Genomic DNA, 13,048 nt, shown 5'->3' on the forward strand with positions numbered 1-13,048 from the left:
CAACTGTCGGGGTGACAGGATTTGAACCTGCGACCACCCGCTCCCAAAGCGGGTGCGCTACCAAGCTGCGCCACACCCCGTACCGCCCCCGGAGGGAACGAGCACCGGACCGGAGCGAGTAAGAGGAGTCGATCCCGCACCCCATCAGCTCCCCGAAGACGGATCTTCGTTAATACGGGACCTGCCCATATGCCAGAAAACCGCTGGTCGAACTGACTCTCGCTCCGCCCGATCGTACCCGATCGGGCCGGTGCGACCGAACCGATATCCATACCGGCCGGGTCTCACCACGCTCTCTGGTCCCCGTTGCCGGGGACGTTCGAACGAGAACAAGATGCCATGCATTCACGGCGAAGGCAAACCGCACAGGAGCGCCGTACCTACGGTCGGCGGGAGAAGACTGCGCTAGAAGGCCGGGCCGACCTCAGCGATACCGGCGCTCGATCCGGCACGCGCTCACCGCTCGGCGGTGACCACAACTCCAGGGGCACAGCAGGCGTTCGGCGAACGGTCGTCGCCGACCTGAGGAAGGAGCCGAACGCAGGGGCACCCGGCTCCGAGACTTGAAAGCTTGTAGAGAAAGCCCTGCCAGCAGGGCCTTTCCGATTGAGCGGGTGACGGGAATCGAACCCGCACCATCAGCTTGGAAGGCTGAGGTTCTACCATTGAACTACACCCGCATGCATACGACATCGATAGGATCGCCACGATATCGTGTGCACAGCGACTCTACCCAATCCTGGTTTCGTTTCGCCAATCAACCCCCTCACCGGCACAGATATCACCGGCGGCACCGGGCGGCGGCCGACTCCCGCAGACTTACCAGTGACGGGAAACCTCGGTTTCCGAGGGCCACCGGGCCGATCGCCGAGCTGCGCCGGGCGCGGCATCCGGCTTCCTGCAAAAGGGTGTAACACAAGCGATTCCGCGACGATAGGGGCAGAGATCACTGTTGTACCGGAGCCCGAGAACTTGTTATAGAACGCAGGTCGGCGGGTTCCACCATCTTGCTACGATCTTCTTGCCGGACGGGGTATCTGGAAAGGGGGCGGTAGCGTGCACCCGACAAGGTGGACCATCCGCATAGCAGTGCGACAGAGCCGGCCCGGCCCGGCGCCCACGCGGCGGGCCCCGGTTCGTAACGCGAGTTCCACCGGCGCCGGTGGTCGATATGACCGCTGAGAGCCGCCCACCCGTTCGTTCGACGGCACGGGAGTGGGCGCAGGCCGCCGGTGCCCAGCCCGACGCCGATATCAGCGCCGCCGAAATCGAACCCGTTCTCGTCGAAATTCTCGATCAGCTGCTGCACCTGACCGTTTCCGATCCCTTCCCGATCCGGGCGGCCCGCCGGCTCGGCGCCCGCCTCTGCGCCGAACCACTGCACCAGGTGCGGATGCTCGCGCTGGTCACGCGCACCCTGCTCGGCTTTCCGGCCGGCCCGCGCGGTTCACTGGTGGCGACCCGGTGGCCGCTGGTGGCCAGCCAGGCCATCGACAGCTATGCCCAGGCGCTCCAGGAACTGGCCCTGGCCCAGCAGAAGAAGAACCTTTCCGACGAGGCCACCCAACGGGTCCGTGAATTCGCCGCGCTGCAGCAGCGGCTCGAGCACGAGGCCACCCATGATGCGCTGACCGGACTGGCCAACCGCACCCTGCTGCGCAAGCGGGTACGCATGATGGCCGAACAAGCCGATCGCGGGGTAGGTCTGCTGGTGGTGGACCTCGACCGGTTCAAGCAGATCAACGACAGTTACGGTCACGCGGTGGGCGACGAGGTACTTGTCGAACTGGCCAAGCGGCTGCGGGAGGTGGCGCCGCCGGGAGCGGTGGTGTGCCGCTACGGCGGGGACGAATTCGTGCTGGCGGCCGGGATGGCCGAGAATCGCGTCACCGAACTGGCCCACGCAATCGTCCACGCGCTCAACGATTCGGTGTGGTCGTCGGTGGGGCCGGTCCCGGTCTCGGCCAGCGTCGGCACCACCTATGCCCCGCCGCAGGACCGCAGCGAACTGGCCGCACTGCTACGCCGGGCCGATCAGGCGATGTACTCGGCGAAAACCGCGGGCGGGGGCCGCTACGCCGGAGCCGAAACACTGGACGCCGATACGGCCGTCGCGGGGTGAGCGCCGCGGCTCATGCCGGTTGGCACTGCGGGCACCAGAACAGGTTCCGGCCCTCCAGCACCGCATGCCGCACCGGCCCGCTGCAGCATCGGCAGGGTTCACCCGCCCGGCGGTAGACATAGGTGCGTGGCCGGTCCGCGGCGTAAGAGGGCGCACCGTGATCGTGCTCCGGCCGCACCACGTGCATTTTTCCGCGATGCACACCCACCCGCATCAGCTCGACCAGGTCGGCCCACAGCGCCGACCATTGCGCGGCGGTCAGATCCGCGCCCGGGCGTTGCGGGGAGATGCCGTGCCGGAAAAGTACTTCCGCGCGATACACATTGCCCACCCCGGCGATCACCCGCTGATCCATGAGCAGAGATCCGATACTGCGCCGCGAGCGGCGGATCCGCGCCCACGCCCGGTCGGGCTCGGCGTCCGGGCGCAACGGGTCGGGTCCGAGCCTGGCGATGAGCGCCTCGGTCTCCGGCGGGGTGAGGATCTCACAGGCGGTCGGACCGCGCAGGTCGGTGCCGAACCCGCGGCCGTCGCGGCCCGGGCCGGTCAGCCGCATCCGGACCTGGCCCACCGGCTCGGGCATCGGCAACTCCGATTCGCTGAAGGTGCCGTACAACCCCAGGTGGATATGCACGTACAGCTCACCCTCGTATTCGTGGAGCAGATGTTTGCCCCACGCCTGGGAGCGGACGAGAATCCGGCCGTCGACCCGGGCGGCTCCCGTCGCGAACTTCCCCTGCGGGCTCGTCACCCGCACCACCGCGCCGGCCAGCCGTTGTTCGTGCCGGCGGGCGAGGCGGTGCAGGGTGTGACCTTCGGGCACCCGACTACTCGCCTGCCCGGTGGGTCAGTTGGCGGGCAGCGCCGGCGGTTGGCCGGACTTCTCGTAATCGGCGAGGATATCGATCCGGCGCTGATGCCGCTCCTCGTCGGACCACGGGGTCTCGATGAAGGCGTCCACGATCGCCAGTGCCTCGTCGCGCGAGTGCATCCGGCCCCCGATACCGATCAGTTGCGCGTTGTTGTGTTCCCGCGCCAGGCGAGCGGTTTCCACGCTCCAGGCCAGGGCGCACCGCGCACCCGGCACCTTGTTCGCCGCGATCTGCTCGCCGTTACCGCTACCCCCGAAGACCAACCCCAGGCTGCCAGGGTCGGCGACGGTGCGGCGGGCCGCCTCGATGCAGAAGGCGGGATAGTCGTCGAGCGCGTCGTAGACGAGGGCGCCGCAGTCGACAACCTCGTGACCGGCTTTTTCGAGATGGTCCTTGACGGCGTTCTTCAATTCGAAACCGGCGTGGTCGGCACCCAGGTATACGCGCATGGCTGCGATTCTGTCAGGCCTGCTACCGGGCGCCGACGGCGGGCGGGGGCACCAGCCGACTGCTTAGAGTCGTGGGTATGCAGCCGCACGACCCTCAGCAGCCGTCCGGATCCGGCCCCGGCGCCGCCTGGTCCGCGAGTACGCCGGAGCCCGGGCCCTACCCGTGGCTCAGCGACCACCCCGCCTCCTCCGTTCCGCTCCCGGGCGGTTATCCCCCACCGCCGGTACCGCGGCACGAGCCCCGCGGGCTGTCACCGTTCGGGATGCCCGCCCGGCACAGCTGGGAGATCCCGCTATTGGTCGTGGTGATACTGCTGACCGCTACCTCGTACCTGCTGGCGTTCCTGTTCCTGTTCCTCGGGCTGGTCAACCAGTACATCCTGATCCTGGTGGCGGCGCCGCTGCTGCTCTGGTTCGGTCGCGGCGTCAACCTCTCGTCCCAGCGGGTGAACGGGGTGAAGATGTCGCCCTCCCAGTTCCCCGAGGGATATCGGATGGTGCAGGAGGCCGCGGCCCGCTTCGGTATGGCCAGCGCGCCGGACGCCTACGTCGTGCTCGGCAACGGACGGATCAACGCCTTCGCCTCCGGGCACGGTTTCCGCCGCTATGTGGTGGTGTACAGCGATCTGTTCGAGATCAGCGGCGCCGCCCGGGAACCGGACGCCCTGGCGTTCATCATCGGCCACGAGGTGGGCCATATCGCGGCCGGTCACGCCTCCTACTGGCGCCAGCTGGGCATGTTCCTGGTGCCTTTCCTGCCGGTCCTGGGCAACTCGCTGATCCGCGCCCAGGAGTACACCGCCGACAACCACGGCTTCTGCCATCGGCCGCAGGGGGCACCCGCCGCGATGGGCACCCTGGCGGCGGGAAAATACCTCAACTCGGTGGTGGGATTCGACGAGATGGCCGACCGCGCGGCTCAGGAACGCGGTTTCTTCGTCTGGATGGTCAATGCGATGGCCTCGCATCCGGTGCTGACCTGGCGCATGTGGGCGCTACGTGATCGCAGTCGGCACGGACGGCTGTTCTGGCGGCCCGACCCGGCACCGCCGCGGTTCGGCCCGATGCCCGGCCCGCCGCCGTACCCCGGTCACGGCGGCGATGCGGTCGCCTTGTCGAAGGCCCCGCGCTGATCCGGGTGGGTTGCGGCTCCGGAGCGGAAACCGCAACCCCGCGGCTCAGTCGAATTCCGGGCTCTCGTCCCGGGTGCGCTTGAGTTCGAAGAAGTGCGGGTAGGCCGCCAGCGTCACCACGGCATCCCACAGTTTGCCCGCTTCCTCACCGCGCGGGATACGGGAGAGCACCGGGCCGAAGAACGCGACTCCGTTGACGTGGATGGTCGGCGTACCGACATCCGGGCCGACCTTGTCCATCCCGGCGTGGTGACTTTTGCGCAGCGCCTCGTCGTATTCGCTGCTCTCGGCGGCGGCCGACAATTCGGCCGGCAGCCCGGTCTCGGCGAGCGCGTCCGCCACGGTCGCGGCGAAAGTGCCCTTACGGTCGTCCTCGCGCTCGAACTCGGCGCGGCGATTGTGGAACCGGGTCCCCAGCGCCGTGTACAGGGGCGACAGGATCTCCTCGCCGTGCTGTTCGGCCGCGGCGACGGCCACCCGCACCGGCCCCCAGGCGTACGTCATGAGTTCCTGGTATTCCGGCGGCAGATCCCGGCCCTCGTTGAGCACCGCCAGACTCATCACATGGAACCGCGTCTCGATATCGCGGACCTTTGCCACCTCGAGGATCCATCGGGAGGTGATCCAGCACCACGGGCACAGCGGGTCGAACCAGAATTCGGCAAGGTCCTTCTTCTCGGCCGAGTCGGACACGTTTCGTTCCTCTCCACAGGTCGGCGGCGGATATCACCCGCCGCCAGGGCTACCGCCGTGGTACCGGCCGGTCACCGGACGCAGGCGCTGTAACGAGCAACCGCGGCCGGCGGTTTTTCGTTCCCGAACGGGCCGGGAGATCGGTGCCGTCCTTTGTAGGCTGACGAGAGGACTCGGATCGTCGCTGGAACCACCCACCACAAGGGAGTATCAGCCATGCCATCTGCGCAGCATTTCGTCATCGTCGGCGCCGGCCTGGCCGGGGCGAAAGTCGCCCGGGCGCTGCGGGACAACGATTTCGACGGTCACGTCACCCTGATCGGCAGGGAAGAGCGGCTACCGTACGAGCGGCCACCATTGTCGAAGGAGTATCTGACCGGTGCGAAACCGGTCGAGGAGTTCACCGTGGAGACCGCGGCCTGGTACCGCGACCACAATGTGGAGCTGCGGCTGGGCATCGAGGTCACCGCGATCGACCGGGCCGCCCGCACCGTGACCCTCGCCGACGGCTCGGCACTGGAATACGACAGGCTCGCGCTGGCCACGGGCGCGGAGTCCCGTGAGTTGCCCATTCCCGGCGCCGATGCCGAGGGTGTGTACACCCTGCGCACCCTGGGCGAATCGGATGCCCTGATCGAGCTGTTCCGCACCGCGCGGCGCCTGGTGGTGATCGGGGCCGGCTGGATCGGGCTCGAGGTCACCGCGGCGGCGCGCGGCGCGGGGGTGGCGGTCACCATCCTCGAAACCGGCTCCGCGCCGCTGCTGGGCGCGCTCGGCCCGGAGATGGGCGAGGTATTCGCCGAACTGCATCGCGACCACGGGGTCGATCTGCGTTTCGGCGCGCAGGTCCAGCGGATCACCACGGCGGACGGGCGCGCGACCGGTGTCGCACTCGCGGACGGTACCGAATTCGCCGCGGACGCGGTACTGGTCGCGGTGGGGGCGAAGCCGAATATCGAACTCGCCGAAACGTCCGGTCTGCTGACCGACAGCGGCGTCCTCGTCGATGCGAGCCTGACCAGTAGTGATCCGAATATCTTCGCGGTGGGTGATATCGCCGAGCAGGACCACCCGGTCCTGGGCCGCCGTATCCGGGTGGAGCACTGGGCGAACGCGCTGAATCAGCCCGCGGTGGCGGCCGCGGCCATGCTCGGCCGCGCCGCGTCCTACGACCGGCTCCCCTACTTCTTCACCGATCAGTACGACCTCGGCATGGAGTACACCGGTTTCGCCGCACCCGGCGACTACGAACAGGTGGTCGTCCGCGGCGACCGCGACGGCCGGGAATTCGTCGCGTTCTGGCTCGATCCCCAACACCGGGTACTGGCGGGAATGAATGTGAACGTGTGGGATGTCGGTGATCGGATCAAGGAGCTGATCCTTTCGGGCGAACCGGTCGACCCGGCCCGGCTGGCGGACCGCTCGACGCCGTTGTGATATGTGACCCACATCACTTGATTGAGGGGGTTCGCCGTGTCGGAATCCGCGACCCGGCTCCGACCTCATCGTGAACGCGCCACCGGGGCGCGACCGGCACCAGGAGTACTCGTGAAATACATGCTGATCAAGACCTACGCCGCGGCCGCCCACTGCGATACCCCGCTGCCGGAGTGGGCGCCCGAGGACATTGCCGCCCATATCGAATTCCAGCGCACACTCGGCGCCCAACTGGCCGCGGCGGGCGAGCTGGTCGACGCGCAGGGGCTCAGCGGCCCGGACGAGGCACGGCTGGTCAGTTCCGACGGCCGTTCGGCGCCGGTGGTGACCGACGGGCCGTGGGCCGAGACGAAGGAGTTCCTGGCCGGCTACTGGATCGTGGATGTCGACAGCCCCGAACGGGCCGTCGAGATCGCCGCGCAGGCCTCCGCGGCTCCCGGCCCCGGCGGCAAGCCGATCGGCGAATACATCGAGGTCCGCCAGATCATGTCCGCGCCCGCCGCCGACCTGTGACCGGAACCCGTCGCCACGACAGTGATCCGATCGAGGACCTGCTGCGTGACCTCACGCCGCGGGTTCTCGGCGCGCTGATCCGGTGGTCCGGTGATTTCGCCGCGGCCGAGGACGCGCTCCAGGAGGCGATGCTCGCGGCGGTACACAGCTGGCGTGCCGACGGGCTCCCCGACAATCCGGGCGCATGGTTGCTGACGGTGGCCCGGCGCCGGGCCACCGACGCCGTCCGGGCCGATATCGCCCGGCGCGAGCGGGAATCGCTCGTCGCCGCGCAGACCCGGTCCGCCGGTCCGGCATCGCCGGCGGACCCGGCGACACCGGACTCGCCCGGCGACGATCGAGAACACGACGACACACTCACCCTCTTCTTCTCGTGCTGCCACCCGGCATCGACCCCCGCGCACGCCGTGGCACTCACGTTGCGCGCGGTGGGCGGGCTCACCACGGCCGAGATCGCCCGCGCCTTCCTCATCCCGGAAGCGACCATGACACAGCGGCTGACCCGGGCCAGGCGACGGCTGGCGGCACTGGACAGACCGTTCGCACCGCCGGCCGCCGGCCAGTGGGAACAACGACTCGCCATGGTGCTGCACGTGCTGTACCTGATCTTCACCGAGGGGCACACCAGCACCTCCGGCCCGCGGCTCGCGCGCGTCGATCTGTCGGTGGAGGCCATCCGGCTCACCCGGCAGCTGCATCAGCGGTTACCGGGCGACCCCGAGGTGAGCGGCCTGCTCGCCCTGATGCTGCTGACCGACGCCCGCCGCGACGCCCGCACCGGTCCGCACGGTGAACTGATCCCCTTGGCCGACCAGGACCGGCGGCGGTGGAATCGCACCGCGATCACCGAGTGTCTGCGGCTGGCAGCCGCCGCCGCGGCCCACGGCCTCACCGGCACCTACCGGATCCAGGCGGCCATCGCCGGAGTCCACGCACAGGCGGCCCGCTACACCGATACCGACTGGGAGTCGGTCCGGCGCCTCTATCTGCTGCTGTGGCGAGTGACCCCGGGCCCGCTGGTCACGCTGAACCTGGCGGTCGCAACTGCCATGGTGGACGGGCCGCAGGCCGGCCTGGCGCTCGTCGCCGACTTGGACACGGCCCTGCGGAGCACTCATCGGCTGGCCGCGGTGCGCGCTCACCTCTACGAGATGTCCGGTGACACCGCCGCGGCCATCGCCCACTACACCGAAGCGGCCGGCCGGACCGGCAGCCGAGCCGAATACGACTACCTCACCCTACGAGCGGCCCGGCTCCGGCATCCGCCTCACGACTCCGTCGATCCCCAGCTGCGGCCGGTGATCAGCTCATAGGCTTCGACGTATTTGCTCCGGGTCGCCGCGACGATATCGGCCGGGATCTCCGGGCCGGGCGGTTCCTTGTCCCAGCCGGTGGAGGTGGCCCAATCCCGGACGAACTGCTTGTCGAACGACCGCTGCGGCCGGCCGGGCTCCCATTCCGCGGCCGGCCAGAAACGGGAGGAATCGGAGGTCAGTAGTTCGTCACCCAAGGTGAGGACCTCACCGTCCCAGCCGAATTCGACCTTCGTATCGGCGATGATCACACCGCGCTCGGCCGCGTAGGCCGCGCCCCGGGAGTACAGGTCGAGCGTGAGGTCGCGCAGCCGCGCGGCGACCTCGGCACCCTCCTGCGCGACCACCTCGTCGAAGGTCATGGGCTCGTCGTGGCCGGTATCGGACACCTTGGTGGTCGGGGTGAAGATCGGTTCGGGAAGTTTGTCGCCTTCGCGCAGTCCCTCGGGCAGCCGGATCCCCGAGACCGAACCGGTGCGCTGGTAGTCCTTCCATCCCGAACCCACCAGGTAACCCCGGGCGACGCACTCCACAAGCACCATCTTCAACGGCTTCACCCGCACGGCCCGGCCCGCGAACTCCGGCGGCACATCCGTAGCGGAGAGCACATGGTTGGGGATATCGGCGAAATACTCGAACCACCAGTTCGACAGCTGGGTCAGCAGGGCGCCCTTGTCCGGGATCGGGGTGGGCAGCGAGACGTCGTACACCGAAACCCGGTCCGAGGCGACCAGGAGCAGCGTGTCGCCGTCGGTGTACAGGTCGCGCACCTTTCCGGCGTGCACATGCTTCACGTTGTCGCTCCGATCCTGGTCGTGTGGGCGGCGAGATCGACTCCCGCGCGGGCAACCTTACCGGCGTGGCATTGTGGACAACGCCCGTGCCCGTTGCACTCGTGTCCTCGAAGGAGCCCGATGTCCGCACCGAACCTCACCCGTGAACAGGCGATCGAACGCGCCGAGATCGTCTCGGTCGAGAACTACCGCATCGACCTCGATCTGACCGACGGGGCGGGGAAACCGGGCGAGCAGACTTTCCTGTCCCGCAGTACGGTGACCTTCACCGCGAAACCCGGTGCGTCCACGTTCGTCGATATCGTCGCCCGGGGAGTGCGTTCGGCGGTGCTCAACGGCACCCCGCTCGATATCGGCGGCTACGACGAGTCCACCGGCCTCACCCTCACCGACCTCGCCGAGCGCAACGAACTCGTGGTGGAGGCCGATTGCGAGTACTCCCACACCGGTGAGGGCCTGCACCGGTTCGTCGATCCGGCCGACGGCGCGGTCTATCTGTACTCGCAGTTCGAGACGGCCGACGCCAAACGGATGTTCGCCTGCTTCGACCAGCCCGATCTCAAGGCCACGTTCGATATCGAGGTCACCGCCCCCGCGGACTGGAAGGTCATCTCCAACGGCGCAGGCACCGTGGACAGCGGGAAGCACCGGTTCGCCACCACGCCGCTCATGAGCACCTATCTGGTGGCGCTCATCGCCGGCCCCTATGCCGAATGGACCGATACCTACACCGACGAGCACGGCGATATCCCGCTGGGCATCTACTGCCGGGCCTCGCTGGCCGAACATATGGACGCCGACCGGCTGTTCACCGAGACCAAGCAGGGTTTCGGCTTCTACCACAAGAATTTCGGCGTCCCCTACGCGTTCGGGAAATACGACCAACTGTTCGTCCCGGAGTTCAACGCCGGCGCCATGGAGAACGCGGGCGCGGTCACCTTCCTGGAGGATTACGTCTTCCGGTCGAAGGTCACCCGGGCCTCCTACGAGCGGCGCGCGGAAACCGTGCTGCACGAGATGGCGCATATGTGGTTCGGCGACCTGGTCACCATGAAGTGGTGGGACGACCTGTGGCTCAACGAATCCTTCGCGACCTTCGCGTCGGTGCTGTGCCAGGCCGAGGCCACCGAATACACCAGCGCTTGGACCACCTTCGCCAATGTCGAGAAATCGTGGGCGTACCGGCAGGATCAGCTGCCCTCCACCCACCCGATCGCCGCCGATATCCCCGACCTGGCGGCGGTGGAGGTGAACTTCGACGGCATCACCTACGCCAAGGGTGCGAGCGTGCTCAAACAGCTCGTGGCCTACGTCGGGCTGGAGCCGTTCCTGGCCGGTCTGCGCGCCTACTTCGCCGACCACGCCTACGGCAACGCCACCTTCGACGACCTGCTGACGGCGCTGGAGAAATCCTCGGGCCGCGACCTGTCCACCTGGGGCGCGCAGTGGCTGAAGACCACCGGCCTCAATATCCTGCGCCCCGAGTTCGAGGTCGATGCCGACGGCAGGTTCACCTCCTTCGCGGTGGTCCAGGAGGGCGCGGCGCCCGGCGCCGGAGAACGGCGTGTGCATCGCCTGGCCGTCGGTGTCTACGACGACCGCGACGGCAAACTGGTACGCACCCGGCGGGTGGAACTCGACCTGGACGCCGCCGAGCGCACCGAGGTCCCCGAGCTGATCGGTACCGAACGCGGGAAGTTCGTGCTGGTCAACGATGACGATCTCACCTACTGCTCGGTGCGCCTCGACGCCGATTCACTCGATGTGCTGGTGAACCGGATCGCCGATATCGCCGATCCCCTCCCCCGCACCCTCGCCTGGTCCGCGGCCTGGGAGATGACCCGGCAGGCCGAGTTCCGCGCCCGCGATTTCGTCGCGCTGGTCCAGCGCGGGATCGGCGCGGAAACCGAGATCGGCGTGGTGCAGCGGCTGCTCATGCAGGCCAACACCACTCTGCGCAGCTACGCCGATCCGGCCTGGGCCGAGAGCACCGGCTGGCCGGAGTACGCGAACCGACTGCTGGAGCTGGCGCGTGAAGCGGCGCCCGGGTCCGATCATCAGCTCGCGTTCGTCAACGCCCTCACCGGCGCCAAACTGTCCGCATGGCACAGCGAGGTGCTGCGCGAACTGCTCAACGGCGATCCGGCGGCCGTCGGCCTGCCCGGCCTGACCGTCGACACCGACCTGCGCTGGCGGTTGCTCACCGCTCTCGCGGCGGCCGGAGAGATCGACGCCGACGGTCCGGACACCCCGGCCATCGATGCCGAACTGCGCAACGACGAGACGGCGGCCGGCCGACGGCAGGCGGCCACCGCGGCCACCGCGCGCCCGCAGCAGCAGGTGAAGGAAGCGGCGTGGGACAAGGTGATCGGCGACGATTCGGTGCCCAACATCACCGCCCGTTCCATCGTCGGAGGTTTCGCGCCGGCCGGACAGGACAACCTGCTGGCGCCGTTCGTGGCACGGTACTTCGACGAGATCCCCGCGGTCTGGGAACGCCGGTCCAGTGAGGTCGCGCAGACCGTGGTGGTCGGACTGTACCCGGCCTGGGATATCAGCGACGAAGCCGTCGCCCGCGCCGACGAGTTCCTCGCCGCCGATCACCCGCCTGCCCTGCGACGCCTGGTGAGCGAGGGTAAGGCGGGGGTCGAACGGTCACTGCGCGCCCGGGCCTTCGATATCTCCTGATCCGGAACGGCGAACGGCGCGTCCACCAGTGGTGGACGCGCCGTGGTCGTCTTTCGCGAGCGCTCCCCGGCCACAGGGCCGGGTGTTGTCAGCGGCCGATGGCCGCGGCCATCACCCGCACCGCCGAGATGAGCCCGTCGATCAACTCACCCTGCCGCAGCGAACTCAACGCGGCGGTGACCCCGAGCTGGCACACCCGGTCGTTCGCGCGCTCGGCCACATCCCTACCGGAGCGGACCTCCACGGCGTGGTCGTTCGGGGAGACTGCGATGAGCACCGAACGCGCCGCCTCCGGAGTGGTGGGGAAGAAGGCGTCCACCGCGGCCGCGGGATCCACACCGAGATCGCCGATGAACACGTTGAACCGGACCTTGGTCGCCCGGGTGGCCTCGGTGAGCACATTGTCCATGGCCAGCCGCTCGTTGTTGTCGAACGGAGCCTCTTTGAACACATCACCGGCCTCGTGGACCCCCGAGACCCGGCCGCTGCTGGTGAGCGCGTATCCGCGCGGCAGTTCGGACTCGACCACCGCAGGCCATTTAGTACTTGCCACTTGCCCGGCCTCCGATCAACGCTTCCTTGGGTGCCTCGAGGGCATCGAACGCCACATGCGAGCCGTGCGACGACTCACCGGCGTCATAGGAGTGACCGGATCCGGTCACCTCGTCGGTGGCACTCCACAGCACCGGGGCGGCCGTCCACTTCTTGCTCATATCGAAGTGGACCGGCTTCTCACCGGGCAGCGGCTTACCGAGGTACGACAAACCAGCGATTATGAGGTAGATCCCCAATGGGATACCGGCGAAAATCGCCACCGTCTCGAGAATGCTCACGCCCTAAAGGTAGACGATCCTCTGTAGTAGTTCACCGAGGGATAGCCCGTGTCACCGGTAACACCACCCATACTCCGAGGTCGGACCCGGGATCAGGTCTTCGTCGGCCAACGCGACCACCTGCGTCGAGTGTTACGAGACACCTCAAAGGGTTGAGGCCCGTCTCGCCCCTTGGCCGAAGGTGCTCAGAGGTCGCCCTCT

At 68.2% G+C, this 13,048-nt stretch carries 12 protein-coding genes and 2 tRNA genes; 6 read left to right on the top strand and 8 right to left on the bottom strand.

The annotated features are described in order from the left end of the window. Positions 1 to 6: 6 nt before the first annotated feature. Both NS4_RS27590 and NS4_RS27595 read right to left on the bottom strand, forming a co-directional pair. Positions 7 to 80 (bottom strand) — tRNA-Pro (locus NS4_RS27590). Positions 81 to 609: 529 nt separating this feature from the next. Beyond that, a tRNA-Gly gene (locus NS4_RS27595) sits at positions 610 to 680 on the bottom strand. A gap of 491 nt (positions 681 to 1,171) precedes the next feature. On the opposite strand from NS4_RS27595, the gene NS4_RS27600 reads away from it, so the two are divergent. After that, the gene (locus NS4_RS27600; protein WP_063062421.1) at positions 1,172 to 2,122 is read left to right on the top strand and encodes a GGDEF domain-containing protein; all 951 of its coding nucleotides are present in this window, start codon (positions 1,172 to 1,174) and stop codon (positions 2,120 to 2,122) included. Positions 2,123 to 2,132: 10 nt separating this feature from the next. Here NS4_RS27600 and NS4_RS27605 read toward each other — a convergent pair whose 3' ends face one another. Together NS4_RS27605 and NS4_RS27610 are read right to left on the bottom strand one after the other, a co-directional pair. Further along, a complete protein-coding gene (locus NS4_RS27605) occupies positions 2,133 to 2,945 on the bottom strand; it encodes an Fpg/Nei family DNA glycosylase (protein ID WP_063062411.1) in 813 nt (270 codons plus the stop codon). A gap of 24 nt (positions 2,946 to 2,969) precedes the next feature. Further along, a complete protein-coding gene (locus NS4_RS27610; RefSeq protein ID WP_063062412.1) occupies positions 2,970 to 3,443 on the bottom strand; it encodes a ribose-5-phosphate isomerase in 474 nt (157 codons plus the stop codon). 77 nt (positions 3,444 to 3,520) lie between these two features. On the opposite strand from NS4_RS27610, the gene NS4_RS27615 reads away from it, so the two are divergent. Beyond that, on the top strand, positions 3,521 to 4,576 hold the full coding sequence (locus tag NS4_RS27615) for a M48 family metallopeptidase (RefSeq protein ID WP_063062422.1): 1,056 nt from the start codon (positions 3,521 to 3,523) through the stop codon (positions 4,574 to 4,576). 45 nt (positions 4,577 to 4,621) lie between these two features. On the opposite strand, the gene NS4_RS27620 is transcribed toward NS4_RS27615, so the two are convergent. Beyond that, on the bottom strand, positions 4,622 to 5,269 hold the full coding sequence (locus NS4_RS27620; RefSeq protein ID WP_063062413.1) for a mycothiol-dependent nitroreductase Rv2466c family protein: 648 nt from the start codon (positions 5,267 to 5,269) through the stop codon (positions 4,622 to 4,624). A gap of 216 nt (positions 5,270 to 5,485) precedes the next feature. Between NS4_RS27620 and NS4_RS27625 the strand changes: the two genes are divergently transcribed. The 3 genes from NS4_RS27625 to NS4_RS27635 all read left to right on the top strand — a co-directional run bounded on the left by NS4_RS27625 (position 5,486) and on the right by NS4_RS27635 (position 8,532). After that, positions 5,486 to 6,706: an NAD(P)/FAD-dependent oxidoreductase gene (locus NS4_RS27625; RefSeq protein ID WP_063062414.1), complete on the top strand. Its 1,221-nt coding sequence runs from the start codon at positions 5,486 to 5,488 to the stop codon at positions 6,704 to 6,706. Positions 6,707 to 6,817: 111 nt separating this feature from the next. Continuing rightward, positions 6,818 to 7,219, top strand: coding sequence for a YciI family protein (locus NS4_RS27630; RefSeq protein ID WP_174552145.1), 402 nt, complete (start codon positions 6,818 to 6,820; stop codon positions 7,217 to 7,219). Continuing rightward, the gene (locus tag NS4_RS27635; RefSeq protein WP_174552146.1) at positions 7,216 to 8,532 is read left to right on the top strand and encodes an RNA polymerase sigma factor; all 1,317 of its coding nucleotides are present in this window, start codon (positions 7,216 to 7,218) and stop codon (positions 8,530 to 8,532) included. Before NS4_RS27630 ends, NS4_RS27635 begins: the two co-directional genes overlap by 4 nt. Here the strand turns inward: NS4_RS27635 and NS4_RS27640 are convergent. Further along, complete coding sequence (locus NS4_RS27640; RefSeq protein WP_063062415.1) at positions 8,487 to 9,326, bottom strand: phosphoribosylaminoimidazolesuccinocarboxamide synthase; 840 nt, start codon at positions 9,324 to 9,326, stop codon at positions 8,487 to 8,489. The genes NS4_RS27635 and NS4_RS27640 overlap by 46 nt on opposite strands. A 120-nt stretch (positions 9,327 to 9,446) precedes the next feature. Here NS4_RS27640 and pepN point away from each other — a divergent pair, with 120 nt between their 5' ends. Beyond that, positions 9,447 to 12,014, top strand: coding sequence for an aminopeptidase N (pepN, locus tag NS4_RS27645; RefSeq protein ID WP_063062416.1), 2,568 nt, complete (start codon positions 9,447 to 9,449; stop codon positions 12,012 to 12,014). Positions 12,015 to 12,102: 88 nt separating this feature from the next. Here pepN and NS4_RS27650 read toward each other — a convergent pair whose 3' ends face one another. Beyond that, the gene (locus NS4_RS27650) at positions 12,103 to 12,543 is read right to left on the bottom strand and encodes a DUF5130 domain-containing protein (protein ID WP_174552147.1); all 441 of its coding nucleotides are present in this window, start codon (positions 12,541 to 12,543) and stop codon (positions 12,103 to 12,105) included. A 10-nt stretch (positions 12,544 to 12,553) separates the two neighbouring features. Continuing rightward, positions 12,554 to 12,847, bottom strand: coding sequence for an aa3-type cytochrome oxidase subunit CtaJ (gene ctaJ, locus NS4_RS27655; RefSeq protein ID WP_063062418.1), 294 nt, complete (start codon positions 12,845 to 12,847; stop codon positions 12,554 to 12,556). Between the last annotated feature and the right edge of the window lie 201 nt (positions 12,848 to 13,048).

Origin of the sequence: Nocardia sienata NBRC 100364 (genome assembly GCF_001613205.1) — a bacterium.
Classification (GTDB): domain Bacteria; phylum Actinomycetota; class Actinomycetes; order Mycobacteriales; family Mycobacteriaceae; genus Nocardia; species Nocardia sienata.